15 protein-coding genes are annotated in these 14964 nt (G+C 66.2%); 9 read left to right on the forward strand and 6 right to left on the reverse strand.

What is annotated here, in order from left to right; all coding sequences use genetic code 11:
- Position 1: 1 nt before the first annotated feature.
- A complete protein-coding gene (gene gabT / locus ACZYTC_RS27305; protein ID WP_434955014.1) occupies positions 2-1321 on the reverse strand; it encodes a 4-aminobutyrate--2-oxoglutarate transaminase in 1320 nt (439 codons plus the stop codon).
- 319 nt (positions 1322-1640) lie between these two features.
- Here gabT and ACZYTC_RS27310 point away from each other — a divergent pair, with 319 nt between their 5' ends.
- Both ACZYTC_RS27310 and ACZYTC_RS27315 read left to right on the forward strand, forming a co-directional pair.
- A complete protein-coding gene (locus ACZYTC_RS27310; RefSeq protein WP_488991015.1) occupies positions 1641-2636 on the forward strand; it encodes a LysR substrate-binding domain-containing protein in 996 nt (331 codons plus the stop codon).
- A 311-nt stretch (positions 2637-2947) separates the two neighbouring features.
- On the forward strand, positions 2948-4036 hold the full coding sequence (locus tag ACZYTC_RS27315; protein ID WP_488991016.1) for a cell wall hydrolase: 1089 nt from the start codon (positions 2948-2950) through the stop codon (positions 4034-4036).
- 99 nt (positions 4037-4135) lie between these two features.
- On the opposite strand, the gene ACZYTC_RS27320 is transcribed toward ACZYTC_RS27315, so the two are convergent.
- The gene (locus tag ACZYTC_RS27320; protein ID WP_488991017.1) at positions 4136-4951 is read right to left on the reverse strand and encodes a phosphate/phosphite/phosphonate ABC transporter substrate-binding protein; all 816 of its coding nucleotides are present in this window, start codon (positions 4949-4951) and stop codon (positions 4136-4138) included.
- Positions 4952-4990: 39 nt separating this feature from the next.
- A complete protein-coding gene (nthA, locus tag ACZYTC_RS27325) occupies positions 4991-5626 on the reverse strand; it encodes a nitrile hydratase subunit alpha (protein ID WP_434955018.1) in 636 nt (211 codons plus the stop codon).
- A gap of 155 nt (positions 5627-5781) precedes the next feature.
- On the opposite strand from nthA, the gene ACZYTC_RS27330 reads away from it, so the two are divergent.
- The 3 genes from ACZYTC_RS27330 (at position 5782) to ACZYTC_RS27340 (ending at position 6804) form a co-directional block, all read left to right on the forward strand.
- Complete coding sequence (locus tag ACZYTC_RS27330; RefSeq protein WP_434955019.1) at positions 5782-6072, forward strand: YggT family protein; 291 nt, start codon at positions 5782-5784, stop codon at positions 6070-6072.
- A 56-nt stretch (positions 6073-6128) separates the two neighbouring features.
- On the forward strand, positions 6129-6398 hold the full coding sequence (locus ACZYTC_RS27335; protein ID WP_488991018.1) for a DUF167 family protein: 270 nt from the start codon (positions 6129-6131) through the stop codon (positions 6396-6398).
- Positions 6399-6471: 73 nt separating this feature from the next.
- A complete protein-coding gene (locus ACZYTC_RS27340; RefSeq protein WP_434955021.1) occupies positions 6472-6804 on the forward strand; it encodes a hypothetical protein in 333 nt (110 codons plus the stop codon).
- A gap of 35 nt (positions 6805-6839) precedes the next feature.
- On the opposite strand, the gene tesB is transcribed toward ACZYTC_RS27340, so the two are convergent.
- The gene (gene tesB / locus ACZYTC_RS27345) at positions 6840-7712 is read right to left on the reverse strand and encodes an acyl-CoA thioesterase II (RefSeq protein WP_488991019.1); all 873 of its coding nucleotides are present in this window, start codon (positions 7710-7712) and stop codon (positions 6840-6842) included.
- Positions 7713-7877: 165 nt separating this feature from the next.
- Here tesB and ACZYTC_RS27350 point away from each other — a divergent pair, with 165 nt between their 5' ends.
- Together ACZYTC_RS27350 and ACZYTC_RS27355 are read left to right on the forward strand one after the other, a co-directional pair.
- Positions 7878-9092, forward strand: coding sequence for a ubiquinone biosynthesis hydroxylase (locus ACZYTC_RS27350; protein ID WP_441771339.1), 1215 nt, complete (start codon positions 7878-7880; stop codon positions 9090-9092).
- Between the two features lie 160 nt (positions 9093-9252).
- Positions 9253-9837 carry an SDR family NAD(P)-dependent oxidoreductase gene (locus ACZYTC_RS27355; RefSeq protein WP_434955024.1) on the forward strand — a complete coding sequence of 195 codons (585 nt, stop codon included), beginning with the start codon at positions 9253-9255 and terminating at the stop codon, positions 9835-9837.
- Here the strand turns inward: ACZYTC_RS27355 and ACZYTC_RS27360 are convergent.
- Positions 9834-10700, reverse strand: a complete 867-nt coding sequence (locus ACZYTC_RS27360; RefSeq protein ID WP_434955025.1) for a LysR substrate-binding domain-containing protein — start codon at positions 10698-10700, stop codon at positions 9834-9836. The two genes, ACZYTC_RS27355 and ACZYTC_RS27360, sit on opposite strands and share 4 nt — an antisense overlap.
- A 111-nt stretch (positions 10701-10811) precedes the next feature.
- Between ACZYTC_RS27360 and ACZYTC_RS27365 the strand changes: the two genes are divergently transcribed.
- Positions 10812-11729 carry a DMT family transporter gene (locus ACZYTC_RS27365; protein ID WP_434955026.1) on the forward strand — a complete coding sequence of 306 codons (918 nt, stop codon included), beginning with the start codon at positions 10812-10814 and terminating at the stop codon, positions 11727-11729.
- Positions 11730-11830: 101 nt separating this feature from the next.
- A complete protein-coding gene (locus ACZYTC_RS27370) occupies positions 11831-13153 on the forward strand; it encodes an AcvB/VirJ family lysyl-phosphatidylglycerol hydrolase (protein WP_454812658.1) in 1323 nt (440 codons plus the stop codon).
- Positions 13154-13376: 223 nt separating this feature from the next.
- Here ACZYTC_RS27370 and ACZYTC_RS27375 read toward each other — a convergent pair whose 3' ends face one another.
- Complete coding sequence (locus tag ACZYTC_RS27375; RefSeq protein WP_488991020.1) at positions 13377-14912, reverse strand: bifunctional metallophosphatase/5'-nucleotidase; 1536 nt, start codon at positions 14910-14912, stop codon at positions 13377-13379.
- Positions 14913-14964: the final 52 nt, after the last annotated feature.

Below are 14964 nucleotides of genomic sequence, written 5' to 3' on the forward strand. Positions count from 1 at the left end.
CTTACTTGGTGCCGAGCAGAGCGGCTTCGAGGATGTCGAGGCCTTCCTTGAGCACCTTGGGCTGGATGGTGAGCGGGGCGAGCAGGCGCACCGTTTCACCATAGACGCCGCAGGTGAGGATCATCAGGCCGCGCTCGAGGCACTCGGCCGCCAGGGCCTTGGCCGCGGCAGGATCGGGCTCGTTGCCGCCATGGCTGGTGACGAGTTCGAACGCCGTCATGCCGCCGAGGCCACGGATGTCGCCGATCGGGCGGCCGGTCTTCTTGCGCTTGATGGCCTTGAGGCGCTTGAGGATGAGCTCGCCCTGCTTGGTCGACTTGTCGAGCAAGTCCTCGGCCTCGAAGGCTTCGAACACGCCGAGCGCGGCGGCGCAGGCCACCGGATTGCCGGCATAGGTGCCGCCGAGGCCGCCGGGCTCCGGTGCATCCATGATATCGGCCTTGCCGACGATGCCGGCGAGCGGGAAGCCGCCGGCCAGGCTCTTGGCGGTGGTGATCAGGTCGGGCTCGACGCCGGAATGCTCCATGGCGAACCACTTGCCGGTACGGCCGAAGCCTGTCTGGATCTCGTCGGCGACCAGGAGGATGCCGTGCTCGTCGCACAGCGCGCGCAGGCGCTTGAGGAATTCCGGCGAGGCGATGTAGAAGCCGCCTTCACCCTGCACCGGCTCGATCACCATGGCGGCGACGTTCTTGGGATCGACATCCGTCTTGAACAGCCACTTCAGCGCCTCGAAGGTGTCGTCGACCGAAATGCCCTTGTGCTCGATCGGATAGGGCACGCGCCACACACCGCCCGGGAAGGGGCCGAACTTGGTCTTGTAGGGCACGACCTTGCCGGTCATCGCCATCGCCAGCAGGGTGCGACCGTGGAAGGCGCCGTTGAACACCACGACGTCGGAGCGGCCGGTATGGGCTCTGGCGATCTTGATGGCGTTTTCGACGGCCTCGGCGCCGGTGGTGACCAGCATCACCTTCTTGGGGCCAGAGATCGGCGCGATCTCGATGAGCTTCTCGGCGACCTGCACGGCCGGCTCGTAGGGCGTCACCATCAAGCAGGTATGGGTGTAGCGCTCGAGCTGCTCCTGCACCCGCTTCATCACGGTGGGGTGACGATGGCCGGTGTTGAGCACGGCGATGCCGCCGCCGAAATCGATGAAGCGGCGGCCTTCCACGTCCCAGATCTCGGAGTTTTTGGCCTTGGCGGCGAAGACCGGCTGGCCCGCGCTCATGCCGCGCGTGAAGACGCTGGCGCGCCTTTCCAGAAGGTCTTCCGTCTGGGTGCGGTTGGCGCCATGCGCCTTGGTGGCGGGTGCATTCATGGATCGAACTCCGATTGCTTGATCAATGCGCTGTGGGCGCATGCTATGGCGCTGTGCGACCGGCTCGTCAATCTCCGTGCGGGATCATCGACGGGCTGTTGTCCGATCGGTTCGGAGCCCTTCCGTGACGACGCTCTTGGATTGCGGCTGATCAGGCGCTTGGCTGGAATCCTGCCACGTCTTGCCGCAAGGCGGCAGGTGCTTTATGCCTGCCGCGGCGGTGCGGATTTGTAACCACTGAAGCCTTGAGACACCAGTCACCCGGCGCATTGCAGCAGGCAGGGCTGCGGGTCGGGATCGGGCATGGAAAGGGCGCGGCGTGGTGGTGGGTCCAGGCAATCAGTCTTCGAGCGAAGACCCACCGGGCGGCGGCGAGGAGATGAATGCCGGCGATGGCGCCGAGGCGGCCTTCGGCGGCCGGCTGCCGCCTTTGTCGATGCTCCGGGCCTTCGAGGCGGTCGGGCGCTTTTCTTCCATGCGCAAGGCCGGCGAGGCGCTCGGCGTCAGCCACACCGTGGTGTCCCGGCATGTGCGCCACCTGGAGGCCTGGTTCGATCTTCACCTCGTCACCTCCGGGGCGCGCGGCGTCAGGCTGACCAAGGCCGGCGCCCGCCTGTTCGAGGTGACGACCGCGGCTTTCGGCCAGCTCGCCGAAGTCACCGTGGAACTGCGGCCGGCCCAGCGCCTGCGCGGCCAGCTGCGGCTGTGGTGCGCCCCGGGCTTGGCAGCACGCTGGCTCACACCGCGGCTCGATGCCCTGCAGTCGGTGCTGCGGGACACGATCATCATGGTGCGTGCGACCTCCGACCAGCCCGATTTCGAGCGGCATGAAGCCGATGCCGCCATCATCTTCGCCGAGGAGGCTCCAGCATCGCCCGTGATGGCTGCACTTCTCCAGCGCGTGCGCATCTTTCCCGTCGCCAGCCCGGCCTGGCTGGCGACGCAGGCGCCGATAGCCAGCCTGGCCGACCTTGCCGGCCAGAAGCTCATTCATGAAGACAATGCCAGCCAATGGCACCGCTTCTTGCGTCTCGCCGGCTACCGAGCCGCCACGCTCAAGGGGCCGTGGCTGTGGTCGGCCTCATCCACCCATGATGCGGCCTTGGCGGGCCAGGGCGTGGCGCTGTCGACCAGCCTGCAGGCAGACGGGGACATCGCGGCGGGGCGGCTGGTCGAGCTTCTGCAGACCGACGTCTCGCTCGGTGGCTATTGGCTGATCGCCCCCGAAACGCGCTGGCGCCATCGCACCATATCGACCCTGCTCAAATGGCTGCGCCAGGAGATCGGAGGTCGTTCCGCCGCAGAGAGAGACTAGAGGCGTCTCGTCCTCACACCAAGTCGCGAAGATGCTGACTTTTCCCGGGATCGCAGGCGTCCTCGCCTGCCCTTCCCACCCATCAGTCGAAGCACTTTCAAGAGCACATACTTCGACAGGTCCGCGTTTTCGAGACTTGGTATCAGACGCCTTCTGCCCGCCCAAAAGTGTTGCAAATCGGGCACGGCTGGCAAGATTCGGGTAACCATCCCGTTAAAAAGACACCCTTATGGAGAAGTTTTGCAGGCTCGTTGCAATTCCGCCACAAAAATGATTACCGGTCGTTAACTTTCTCACGACACAACGAGCGCATGAAGACACGAACCCTCACATCTGCCCTGCGTTTCCTCGCGATAGCGGCGGTAACCTCGGCTCTTGGCGGCTGCGCCCTCTTTTCGACCTCGCGCGTGGCCAGCACCACGAATGAGCGTGAGTGTCTGGCCCGTGCCATGTATTTCGAGTCCAACCGATCCAGCGATGACGGCATGCTTGCCGTCGGCACGGTGGTGATGAACCGTGTCGAGTCCGGCAAATATCCGCGCTCGATCTGCGGCACGGTCGGCCAGCGCGTGCAGTTCGCCCCGGGCGTGCTGACGAAGCGGATGAACGACTCCGGCCGCGAGCGTGCCTTCCGAGTGGCGGATCAGGTGATCAGCGGCAAGCGCTATCCGGGCATGTCGAAGAATGTGCATTTCTTCCACACGGCCGGTTACACCTACCCCTACAACAACATGCATTACGTCGCTGTTGCCGGTGGCAATGCCTTCTACGAGAAGCGCCGCCGCGGTGGCGATGCGCCCTATGCTCCGCCGGTGATGGTGGCCCAGGCCGAGATGCCGCCGCTGCCGACGACGGTGGCCGCTGCCGAGCCGATGCCCTCGCCGCAGCCGCGCAAATATTCGCGGCCTGCTGCCCGGCCTCTGCCGACTGTGGCCTATCAGGATGATGCCGGTCCGCAGGCCGATCCCGTCATCGACATCCTGCCGCCGACCCGTCCTCGCCTCGGCCCGGTCAAGCGCCGCGCCGAACCCCAGGTGCAGGTCGCCCAGAATGATCCGGATGCCGGCATGATGCCGGAGGCCTTGCCGCCGGTGCGGCCGCGCGGTTCCATCGGCAAAGCGCATATCGGTGCAAGCCAAGCTGACGGCTCTCATGTCGCGTTGCCGCCGGTTCGTGGCGGCTCGCAGCCGCAATTCAACTTCCAGCAAGGGCCGTCCGGTGCTGAGGCCTCTGCACCTGCGGCCAAGCCGAGGCGGCCCATGGTGGCCCAGTCGCGTACCGTTCCCACGATCCGTATCCAGCCCGAAGCCGTGCAAGCGGATATGGGCGGCATGCCCGAGCCGGCGCCTGCTCCCAAGGCCAAGCGGCGTTCGAGCCTGGAGCCGGAACCGCTCTACTGAGGCACAATCAAGATCTGTCGAGCCTTCCCCATACAGGGAAGGCTCCCGAAGGGCGGGTGAGGGGTCTCTCCGCCCTTTTCCTTTATCAGACCCTGGCGGTCAGGCGATGGTAGCGTAGCCCTGTTCCCGCGCCTCGCGGTCCCAGGCCAGCGTCCTCTCGAAATCCGCTTGTTCCACCGGCGCGAAGCCGTTGAGCCGAAGCGCCTCGCCGAGCGGTGGGAACCAGGGCTGGTGATGGGCGGCCGCAAAGGCGGCCTTGAGTCGCACGATGGTCTCCGCCGGCAGGCCGGGAGCCGCCACGAAGGAAGGGATCGGTGCCAGCCCGGTGGAGCCGATCACGCGGATACCCTCGGTCAGGTCCGGGCGATAGGCGCGAATGAGCTCGTGCCAATAGCCGTCGAGCGGGCCGACATCGATCTCCCCCGCCAATACCTTGTCGAGGATACCGCGCGCGGTGACGAGATTGCCGACGACCTCGCGATAGAGGACCGGATGATCGGGCGAGCGATAGCGCAGCAGGTGATGGCGTAGCGCGTTGAAGCCGGAATGGGAGTGCTCGACCGTCCAGCCGATGCGATGGCCGAACGTATCCTCGATGCGCCGGAAGGGGCTGTCCGCCTTCACGATCAGGTCGGAGCGATAGAGCGGCTTGCCGCCGGCCCATTCGGCGGCCGGGATGGGCGCCGCAATCGGGATCACCTCGGAGAGCTGGAAGGCGATCGGATAGCCGCACATGAAGACGCAGCCGAGATCGTCACGCTCCCACAGCACTTCCAGGGGCTGCGGGGCGGGGTAGGGCTCATAGTCGAAGGCCACACCGGCGCTCGCCATCACATGGCCGAGTAGGGTCTTCCAATGGTCCTCGACCTCCGGGGTGACCGAGTACATGCGGGCATTGGCGATAAAGCGGGTCATGCAGGCACCGGTTGAAGTTTCGTCGTTGCGAGTTGGAACTCACAGCCCTCCAGGCTGGATGGCAAGGCCGGTACCGATCATGGAATCGCGGGTGACGAGCTGGGCCAATGCCATCTCACTCCACCCCTTGGTGCCGTCGGGCCGCTGGGGCAGTACGAGGTAGCGCAGTTCCGCGGTCGAGTCCCAGACCCGGATTTCGGTGTCATCAGGCAGGGTGACGCCAAACTCGGCCAGCACCCCGCGCGGATCGATCACGGCGCGCGAGCGATAGGGCGCAGATTTGTACCAGACCGGCGGCAGGCCGAGCACGGACCAGGGATAGCAGGAGCACAGAGTGCAGACGATGAGGTTGTGGAGCCCCGGCTTGTTCTCCACCACCTTCATATGCTCGCCCTGGCGGCCGGAATAGCCGAGCGAGGCGATGGCCGCCGTGGCGTCTTCCAGGAGCCAGGTCCGGAATTCCTCGTCCCGCCAGGCATGGGCGACGACATGGGCGCCGTTGCGGGGGCCGACCTTGTTCTCATAGGTGTCGATGAAGACGTCGAGGGCAGCCGGGTCGACATAGCCCTTCTCGACCAGCACGGCTTCGAGCTTCTTCACCCGCTCGGCCATGGGGGAGGGCGGCGCGCCATGGTGATGGTCGTCATGGTCGTGATCGTGATCGTGCGTGCTCATGGCGAATGTGTCGCAGAGATCGCAAGGAGAGGCAATGGTGCGGTGGACGGGCGGACGTCAAGTCCGCTTCTTCCCAATCCCCCGCACTTGCGGTGCACCCTTCCGGTCGCTAGATCAGAGGCAGGTGTGAATGGCCCGGAAGGCTTGGAGACCCGATGCGCGCAATCCTCGACATCATCCTCATCCTGCTGCAGCTCTATATCTATATCGTGCTGGCTTCCGTGGTATTTTCATATCTGGTGGCGTTCAACGTCGTCAGCCGCCGCAATCCCACGGTGGCGGCGATCGGCGATGCCCTCTATCGCTTGACCGAGCCGGTCTTCGCACCGATCCGGCGCCGCCTGCCCGATTTCGGCAGCATCGATTTCGCGCCCTTCGTGGCGATCCTGATCGCGATCTTCATCGAGCGGATCATCGCCTATTACATCTATCCCAACGTGCTTTGAGCGATACCGGTTTCGGCAAACCCTGGCGAATCACGTCGGATGGGCTGCTCGTCGCGATGCGCTTGACGCCTCGGGGCGGCAAGGATGTGATCGGGGCCGTGGAAATCATGTCGGACGCCAGATCCGTGCTGACGGCCAAGGTGCGGGCAATTCCCGCCGGTGGAGAAGCCAATCAAGCCCTGGTCAAGCTGGTCGCCAAGGCTGTGGGCGTGCCGACGAGCCGCGTGTCGATCACGCATGGAGCGACCAGCCGGATCAAGCTGGTGCTGGTGGAGGGCGACGGCGCCGCACTGGAACAATCAATTCTCGCCAGGATGGGCAGATAGTTGCGGAACAAATGACCTCACCTTGCGTTAACCAGGGCAATTTTGCACAGGCAAGGGTAGGGGATTTGGCCATATGGCGATGATTTTGCGTTCACTTCTGGCCGTGGGCGGCATGGTGCTGGCGCTCGATGCCCAGGCGGCCGAAGCTCCTGAGGTCGCAGCCTGCAAGGCAAGCGGCCTGCTCGCCCTTCAGCAGAAGTCGCCCGACATCGCCGATCTCGTCATCGACCAGGAAAGCATCGCCGTCTCGGCGGCGGATACCAAGGTCGGCGATGTGCCGGTCAAGGTCGTCGTGCTCGGGGAGGCCTATATCAAGCGGGCCAAGGAGACGGGCCGGCCGGACCGCTTCGTCTGCCTCATCGGCGAGAAGGGCAAGGTGCTCCTGACATTCTTCACGGCGAAATAGCCGCGACCGCCCAAGCTCCTTCTCGACGCGATGTCTCATGCCTGCGGCTTGTCCCAGCGCTTGCGGATCAGGCCTTCCTGGGCCACCGAGGCGATCAGGCGGCCATCCTGCCAGATCTCGCCGCGGGCAAAGCCGCGGGCGCCGCCGGTGAAGGGGCTCTCCTGCGCGTAGAGCAGCCATTCGTCCATCTTGAACGGGGCATGAAACCACATGGCGTGGTCGATCGATGCCGGCTGCACGTCGGGATCGAACACGCTCTTGCCATGGGCGACGAGCGTGGTGTCGAGCAGGGTCATGTCGGTGGTGTAGGCCAGCACGGCCTCGTGCAGGGCCCGGTCGTCGGGCAGCTTACGGGCGGCACGGATCCAGATATATTGCCGAGGCTCCTGGGGCGTGCGGGCGATGTAGCGCTTCATGTCGACGGGCCTGAGTTCGATCGGACGTTCGCGCTCCCAATAGTCGCGGACCATCTTGGGCAGATGGCCGAGGAATTGATCCTTGAGCTCGGCGATGCTTGGCAATTGATCGGGGGTAGGCACATCCGGCATGGTCGCCTGGTGGTGCCAGCCTTCTTCGGGGCGATGGTAGGAACAGGATAGCGAGAAGATCGGCTGGCCATGCTGGATGGCGATGGCGCGGCGGGTGGTGAAGCTCTTGCCATCACGCAGCCGGTCGACCTGGTAGATGATCGGCACGCTCGGATCGCCCGGCCGCAGGAAATAGCCGTGCAGGGAATGCACATGGCGGTCGGGCTCGACGGTGCGGGTCGCTGCCACCAGGGCCTGGCTGATCACCAGGCCGCCAAAAACGCGCTGCCAGCCGCCCTGCGGGCTCGTGCCGCGGTAAAGATTGTGTTCGAGCTGTTCGAGATCGAGTATCGAGAGGAGATTCGCAAAGGGATCGGACATGAAGCTTTCCTTGATGGAGGCAGAGCATCGGTCCTTCCTAGAGCAAAGCGCGTTTTGGTAGAAACGCCCTTTTACTCTAGCTCTTTGGTCGGACGCGTCTTTGCGATTTGAGATGGTTCCGTCAAATCGCAAAACGCTTTGGAAAGTCAAGCGCGGGGTTCGCACATGGCCAGCAAAGCCGATCTTGTCATAGCCGGTGCCGGCTTTGCCGGCCTCGGCCTCGCTTTGGCACTGAAGACCGAGCTCGGCGCGAGCTTTTCGGTCATCATCGTCGATCCCATGCTCGGCAAGGGTCCCTCGCGCGATCCGCGCTCCTCCTCCATCGCCACCGGCGCGCGGCGGTTTCTCGAGAAGCTCGAGGTCTGGGAAGCCGTGGCCGGTGAGGCCCAGCCGATCCTCGACATGGTGATCACCGATTCCAAGCTCGACGATCCGATCCGGCCGACCTTCCTGTCCTTCGGCGGTGACGTCGAGCCGGGCGAGCCTTTCGGCCATATGGTGGAGAACCGGCTGCTGCTCGATGCCCTGGTGGCGCGGGCCGAGGCCCTCGGCATCGAGCTGCGCGGGCAGGGGGCCACTGTCAGCCGCTACAAGCTGACCGAGGACGGCATCACCGCCGAACTGCCTTCCGGCGACGACATCGCCACGCACTTGCTGGCGGCGGCCGATGGCGGGCGCTCGCGGCTGCGCGAGCAGGCCGGGATCGCCATGCATGGCTGGGATTACGGCCAGTCCGGCATCGTCACCACCGTCGAGCATGAACTCGACCATGAAGGGCGGGCGGAAGAGCATTTCCTGCCCGCCGGTCCCTTCGCCATCCTGCCGCTGACGGGCCGGCGCTCCTCCCTGGTCTGGACCGAGAAGACCGAGGAGGCGACCCGCATCCTCGGTCTCGACGATGCCGGCTTCCATGCCGAACTGGAGCGCCGCTTCGGCCTCAAGCTCGGCGAACTCAAGGTGATCGGGCCGCGCGCCGCCTTTCCGCTGTCGATGCGCATCGCCCGCAATTTCGTGGGCGACCGGCTGGCCCTAGTCGGCGATGCCGCCCATATCATCCATCCCATTGCCGGGCAGGGCCTCAATCTGGGTATCCGCGACGCCGCCGCTCTTGCGGAATGCGTCGCCGATGCCGCTGCGCTCGGCCTGGATATTGGCAGCCCGGACGTGCTGGAGCGCTATCAGCGCTGGCGGCGTTTCGACACCGTCTCGATGGGCATCGCCACCGATGGCTTGAACCGCCTGTTCTCCAACGACCACGATGCCATCCGCTTGGTGCGCGATGTCGGCCTTGGCCTGGTGGAGCGTTTTCCGGCTGCCAAGAAGCTGTTCATCCGCGAGGCTACGGGCCTGACCGGCACGGTGCCGCGCCTGATGCGGTAAGGGACGGAGCGCGGACATCCTGTGCGCTTGTTCCCCCAACCCAAGCGCAATGCTCGTTGGAAAGAAAGAGGCGGACAAGATGTCCGCACTCCGAAAGCGCCCAGTTGCCCCCTTTTCACCAATCTGACACTGTCGCTGCTCGGTTGTGAATGAGGGCTGCATGGATCTGGAGTTTGCCGGCAAGGTCATCGCCGTGACGGGGGCTTCGCGCGGTGTCGGGCGGGCCATTGCCGAGCGCCTGGCGGCGGAAGGGGCGGCGGTGGCGATCGCGGCGCGCTCGGCGCAGGAGCTGGCCGATGCCCATGCCGCGATCGAGGGCCATGGCGGGCGCTGCCTGGCCTATGCCTGCGACCTTTCCGTGGCCGGAGAGGCGGCCGCCTTCATCGGCGCCGTGATCGAGATCTTCGGGCGCCTGGACGGCCTGGTCTGCAACGCGACCATGGCGACCGGGCAGGGGCAGGAACGCGAGGCCTGGCAGGCGGAACTGGCGCTCAATCTCGGCCATGGCGTCGAGGCCCTGGACGCGGCGCTGCCCGTGCTGGCGCCGACCGGCAGCATGCTGTTCATCGTCGGGGCCGATGCCGACAGCTGGCCGCAGGCGGCCTGCCGCGCCGGGCTGGCGGCTGCGGCCGAGCGGCACGCCGTGCGCGTCAACCTGATCGGCCGCAAGAGCGAGGCGCTGGCCGATAGCGCCGCCTTCCTGCTGTCGCAGCGCGCAGAGGGGATCAAGGGCGCGTTGCTCTAGGCCGCCAGGGCCTCCTGCTGCAGCACGGTTTCGCGCAGGAAGGTGGCGAAGCGCTTGGTGGCGACGCTGGCATTGGCGGGCACGACCAGGGCGATGTCGAGATGCGGCAGCTCCGGGAAGCCCTCGTCTTCGCCCAGGCGGCGCCATTCCTTGGGAATCGAGGAAATGCCGAGAATGGTGATCGCCATGCCGGCATTCACGGCCGAATGGATGCCGGGCATGTGGCTCGACGTATAGGCGATGCGCCAGGGCCTGTTCATGGCGTCGAGGGCGGCGAGCGCGTCGGGCCGGCAGCGGCAGCCCTCGGGGAACATGGCGAGCGGCAGGGGATCGATCAGCTCCGGCCGATGGTCGCGCGCCGCGCACCAGGCCCGCGGCTCGCGGCGCAGCACTTCGCCGAGCGGGCGGGCGGGATCCTGGGTGATGATGGCAAGATCGACCTCCCCGCGCTCCAGCATGGGTTCGAGGCGGAAGGAGAGGTCGCAGCGCATTTCGAGCTGTACGCGCGGGAAGCGCCGGGAGAAGGCGCCGATCAGCGGCGACACCATCATGTCGACGAAGTCATCCGGCACGGCCAGGCGCACCCGGCCTGCCGCCTCGTCGCCGCCGATGGCGGCGAGCGCCTCATCCTCCAGGCTGAGGATGCGGCGGGCATAGCCGATCAGGATCTCGCCGGCGAAAGTCGGCGTCACCCCCTTGCGCGAGCGTTCCAGCAGGCGCTTGCCGATGCGCGCTTCCATGCGCGAGACGATCACGCTGACGGCGGCCTGCGTCTTGCCCAGCGCTTCGCCGGCGGCCGTGAAGCCGCCGCGATCGATGATGGTGACCAGCGTTTCCAGGCTGTCCGTATCGAAATGGCGCATATCCGGCGTTCCATAAGAAAATGAAATCCTGCCATAAGATACATTCGTTTTCGCTTATGTGAAGCGTGACCTATCTTCGCGGCAAGTACGCGTATCAGCCCCGAGTATGTCATGAGCGACATCGTTTCCGCCCCCCGCCCCACCCCCCTGCCGGCGCTCGATTCCGTCGGCCTGGGCGCCATGATCGCCTCCGTTCTGGCGATTGCCTGGTCGCCCATCCTGATCCGGTTCAGCGATGTCGCGCCGGCCGCCGCCGCCTTCTGGCGGCTGGTGTTCTCGCTGCCGGTGCTGTTCGTGTGGGCCGAGGCAGAAAGGCGGCGGGCCGGCGGCACGAGCATGGCCTCCCTGCTCACGCGCCCGGGCCTGTTGGCGGCGAGCCTGGCCGGCGTGGCTTTTTCAGCCGATCTTGCCTTCTACCATGCCGCCTTGCCGCTGACCTCGGTGGCCAATGCCAGCTTCATTTCGAACCTCGCCCCGGTGGCCTCGGTGGTCGCCGGCTTCGTGCTGCTGCGCGACCGCATCCGGCCGGCGGTGCTGGGAGCGCTCGCCATCGCCCTCGTCGGCGTGGCCATCACCAGCGGCGCCCACCGCACCGGCCTCACCATGGGCAGGGGCGACCTCCTGGCTCTCGGCGCGGCGCTCGCCTATGCCTTCTATCTCGTCGCCCTCCGGGTGGCGCGCAACACGCGCCTGGCCGCCGATGCCTCGCTGGTTTCGACGGTGGTCGCCGCCCTCGGCCTGGTGGCGATCATGCTGGTCGAAGGCGGCACCTTCCTGCCGCAGTCGCCGCAGGGCTGGGCGGTGGTCATCGGCCTCGGCCTGATCTGCCAGGTGCTCGGCCAGGGGCTGAGCGCGGTCGGCATCGGGCGGCTGCCCGCCGGCGTGGTGGCGATCATCCTGCTTTCGCATCCGGTGCTGTCGGCGATCATCGCCTATTTCGTCTTCGGCGAAGCCCTGAGCCTCGACCAGCTCGTCGGCGGCATCCTGATCCTGGCGGCCGTGATGATGACGCGCATCAACATGAAGTGATGGGGCTACGTCCTTTCGCGGACTCGACAGCACATCGAGCCCGGCATAGTTTACCTTGAGGCATGCGAAGCGGTGGGCCGTCGCTTGCCAGTAGGTGATGCATGCGTTTGTTCTTTGCCCTGTCCGCCGTGATGATCCTCGCGCAATTGCCGGCCGCGGCGCAGGCTGCCGCCCCGCAAGAGCTGGAAGACGCGATCTTCGACGACGTCAAATTGTATCGTCCGGCCGACAAGCCGGCCAATGTCATCGTGCTGCTGTCCGATGCCGACGGCTTCGGCAATGACGAGGAAACCCTCGCCGCGGAGTTCCAGCAGCGCGGCGATCTGGTGATCGGCCTGGACTGGCCGACATCGAGACGCACCGCCGGCGGCCGCCATCGCATGACCTGCCCCGAACTCGCCGGCCATATCGAAGACACCACGCTGCGCATCGAACGCGAGCAGGCGATCACCCCCTATGTCACGCCCGTGCTGGCCGGGGCCGGTCTGGGCCGGGATGCCGCGCGCTCCCTGGCCCTGCAGGCGGACAGCCATCGCCTCGCCGGCGTGATCGCGGTGCACACCACCACGATGAAGCCCGATACGATCTCGGCCTGCCTCGTCGACAAGGCGGCCCTCGCCAGCGCCGACGTTTCGGCGGCGACCACCGCCAGTTTTGTGGCGCTGCGTGAAATCGAGGATGGCGACGAGAGTGCCGCCGAAGAGGCGGCGGAGGCCCTGGGCAAGGACGCCGGTCCGCATGGTCCGGGCGATCTGTCCGACCTGCCGCTCTATGTCTCCGAACCCGAGCAGCCCGCCAGCCGCCTCGCCGTGGTGCTGACGGGGGATGGCGGCATGGGCCAGCTCAACGTCGATCTGGCGACGGCGCTGACCCGGCGCGGGGTCGGCGTGGTCTCCATCGATTCCAGGCGCTATTTCTGGGCCAAGCGCGATCCCGACGAAGTCGCCGCCGACCTCAAGCGCATCATCAAGCATTACCGCGCGGCCTGGCCGGTCGAGCGGGTGGCGCTGGTCGGCTATTCCTTCGGCGGCGACGCATTGCCGCTGGTCTATAACCGGCTGTCCAAACGCATCAAGAGCATCGTCGCGGTGGTCTCCCTGCTGTCGATCGCGCCGGTGACGGACATGCGCGTCGAGTTGAGCGACGACGACTATCCCAACGAGATCCCGCTCCTGCCCGAAGCGGCGCGCATCGACGCGCCGAATGTGCAATGCATCTACGGCCAGGACGATCGCATGGCCGCACTGGCCTGTCCGGCCCTGGCCAAGGCCCGTCCGGATTTTGCCATCCTGCGCGAGGCGGGCGGCCATGGCTTCAGCGGCGATGCCGAGCGCCTGGCCGATCTCATCGTGGCGCCGCTGCTGTCTGCCCCGGCGGTGGAGCGCCATGCCCGGGCCGGTGTGAGCGGTAATCACGGGCATTGAGGGCAGGCCTGGGGCGCAGATGTCCTCGTCCATAGGCGCTACTTTGCGATGAGAGTACGCTCTTTACCCTCCCCTGGAGGGGGAGGGTCGGCCTGGAAGGCCGGGGTGGGGTGAAGAAGCTCCGGCTTTGAGGATGAGACGACATCTTCTTGTAAGGAAGTCACCCCACCCCGAGGCTTCGCCTCGACCCTCCCCCTCCAGGGGAGGGTAAAGAGTCCTCGCCTCAGCTCTCCACCTTGATCCGCCCCCCAGCGCCAGTGGTGACCGTGCCCTTCTCGCGCAGATAGACCATCACCTCATTGGCGAGCAGCTTGCCGTCGGTCGCGCCGATCAGCACGCGCCCCCGGCCGATGGCGTCATAGCCGTCGCCACCCGCCAGCAGGAAATTGTTGGAGGCGACCTTGTAGCGCCTGACAGGATCGAGCTTTTCGCCGTTGACGCTGACCGAGGCGATGCGCGCGCCGACGGGCGCCCTGGCATCCACCACGATGGCAAGGCCCGAGACCTGCGGGAAGCGGCCGGCATAGTTCTGGAGCTGGGAGACGCCGTTTTCGAGCGCGGCCTTGATGTCCGAGCCCTTGAGCTCGACCAGCACGGTGGTGTTGCCGAAGGGGAGTTCGGAGAGGATGTCGCGGCGGGTCAGCCGGGCGCCGGCCGGATAGAGCTTGTTGGCACGGATGCCGCCGCCATTGGTGATGGCGCAATCGGCGCCGGTGCGGGCGCGGATGGCATCGGCGATGAGATCGCCCATGGCGGTTTCCTGGGAGCGCACGCTGGCGGTGCGGCTGTCGAGCTCGACGGCGGTGGTGGCGATTTCAACGTCGAGTTCGCGCGACAGCTCGGCCTCGAGCTTGTCGACGGCGGCCTGCACCTCAGGATCCGGCTGCACCGACAGGCTGTCATGCACGCGAAAGCTCGGCAGCCAGGCGAGCTTGCGGCTCGCACCCTCGCCGCTCGGCGTCACCACGAAGTCGATGGCGGTGACGAAATTGCCCTCTTCGTTGGACTCAACCATCACCGTGCGGCCGTCATAGGTGATGGCAAGATCATGGTCGTGGCCCGTCAGCAGCACGTCGACCAGCCGGGAGCGCACGATCTCATTGTCCATGTCGCGATCGGTATGGGCGACGCAGACGATGAATTCGGCGCCCGCTCTGCGCAGGATCTCCACCTCGCGCTTCAGCGTCTCCAGCTCGGGCGCGAAGATGAGGTCGCCGCTCTGCGACATCTGGGGCGTCGCCGCCAAAGCGAGGCCGGTGACGCCGACCTTGATGTCGCCGAGCTCGTGGATCGAATTGTCCTTCATGCCGGGGATGGGGCTGCCGTCGGCCCGGCGCATATTGGCGGCGTAGAAGGGAAAGTTCGCCTCGCCCATGCGCTTGAAATAGACCTCGGTGCCGAAGTCGAACTCGTGATTGCCGGGCACGAAGATGTCGGGCCGGATCATGTTGGTGAGGGCGACGATGTGCTCGCCCTGGTCGAAGCCCGACATCAGCGAGGGCGAGAAGCAATCGCCGGCATGGCAGAACAGCATGGGCACGCCGCGGGCGCGCTCGGCCTTGACCACGGCCGCGAGCTTGGCAAAGCCGCCGCGGCCCTTGGTGTCGCCGGCCTTGTAGATGTCGTTGACGAGCAGCAGCGAGAAGGTGGTGCCCGCCGGCGCCGCCTCGGCAGTCTCGGCCGCGCCCGACAGCATGGTGACGGAAAAGCCGGCGGCAAGGCCGAGGCCCAGCGTCTGGCGGCGATTGAGACGAGGCATGGCGGGCATCCCGAAAGGCGGTGAAGGCCGGAGGGTTCCACAGGGATGTGAC

The organism is Labrys sp. F242, assembly GCF_057813875.1.

Bases quoted from the DNA above. Each gene is read 5' to 3' on its own strand.
- ACZYTC_RS27355 (WP_434955024.1), top strand. From the start codon at position 9,253: ATGGATCTGGAGTTTGCCGGCAAGGTCATCGCCGTGACGGGGGCTTCG.
- gabT (WP_434955014.1), bottom strand. From the start codon at position 1,321: ATGAATGCACCCGCCACCAAGGCGCATGGCGCCAACCGCACCCAGACG.
- ACZYTC_RS27335 (WP_488991018.1), top strand. From the start codon at position 6,129: ATGCGCTTGACGCCTCGGGGCGGCAAGGATGTGATCGGGGCCGTGGAA.
- ACZYTC_RS27315 (WP_488991016.1), top strand. From the start codon at position 2,948: ATGAAGACACGAACCCTCACATCTGCCCTGCGTTTCCTCGCGATAGCG.
- nthA (WP_434955018.1), bottom strand. From the start codon at position 5,626: ATGAGCACGCACGATCACGATCACGACCATGACGACCATCACCATGGC.
- ACZYTC_RS27340 (WP_434955021.1), top strand. From the start codon at position 6,472: ATGGCGATGATTTTGCGTTCACTTCTGGCCGTGGGCGGCATGGTGCTG.
- ACZYTC_RS27370 (WP_454812658.1), top strand. From the start codon at position 11,831: ATGCGTTTGTTCTTTGCCCTGTCCGCCGTGATGATCCTCGCGCAATTG.
- ACZYTC_RS27330 (WP_434955019.1), top strand. From the start codon at position 5,782: ATGCGCGCAATCCTCGACATCATCCTCATCCTGCTGCAGCTCTATATC.
- ACZYTC_RS27350 (WP_441771339.1), top strand. From the start codon at position 7,878: ATGGCCAGCAAAGCCGATCTTGTCATAGCCGGTGCCGGCTTTGCCGGC.
- ACZYTC_RS27375 (WP_488991020.1), bottom strand. From the start codon at position 14,912: ATGCCTCGTCTCAATCGCCGCCAGACGCTGGGCCTCGGCCTTGCCGCC.
- ACZYTC_RS27320 (WP_488991017.1), bottom strand. From the start codon at position 4,951: ATGACCCGCTTTATCGCCAATGCCCGCATGTACTCGGTCACCCCGGAG.
- ACZYTC_RS27365 (WP_434955026.1), top strand. From the start codon at position 10,812: ATGAGCGACATCGTTTCCGCCCCCCGCCCCACCCCCCTGCCGGCGCTC.
- ACZYTC_RS27360 (WP_434955025.1), bottom strand. From the start codon at position 10,700: ATGCGCCATTTCGATACGGACAGCCTGGAAACGCTGGTCACCATCATC.
- tesB (WP_488991019.1), bottom strand. From the start codon at position 7,712: ATGTCCGATCCCTTTGCGAATCTCCTCTCGATACTCGATCTCGAACAG.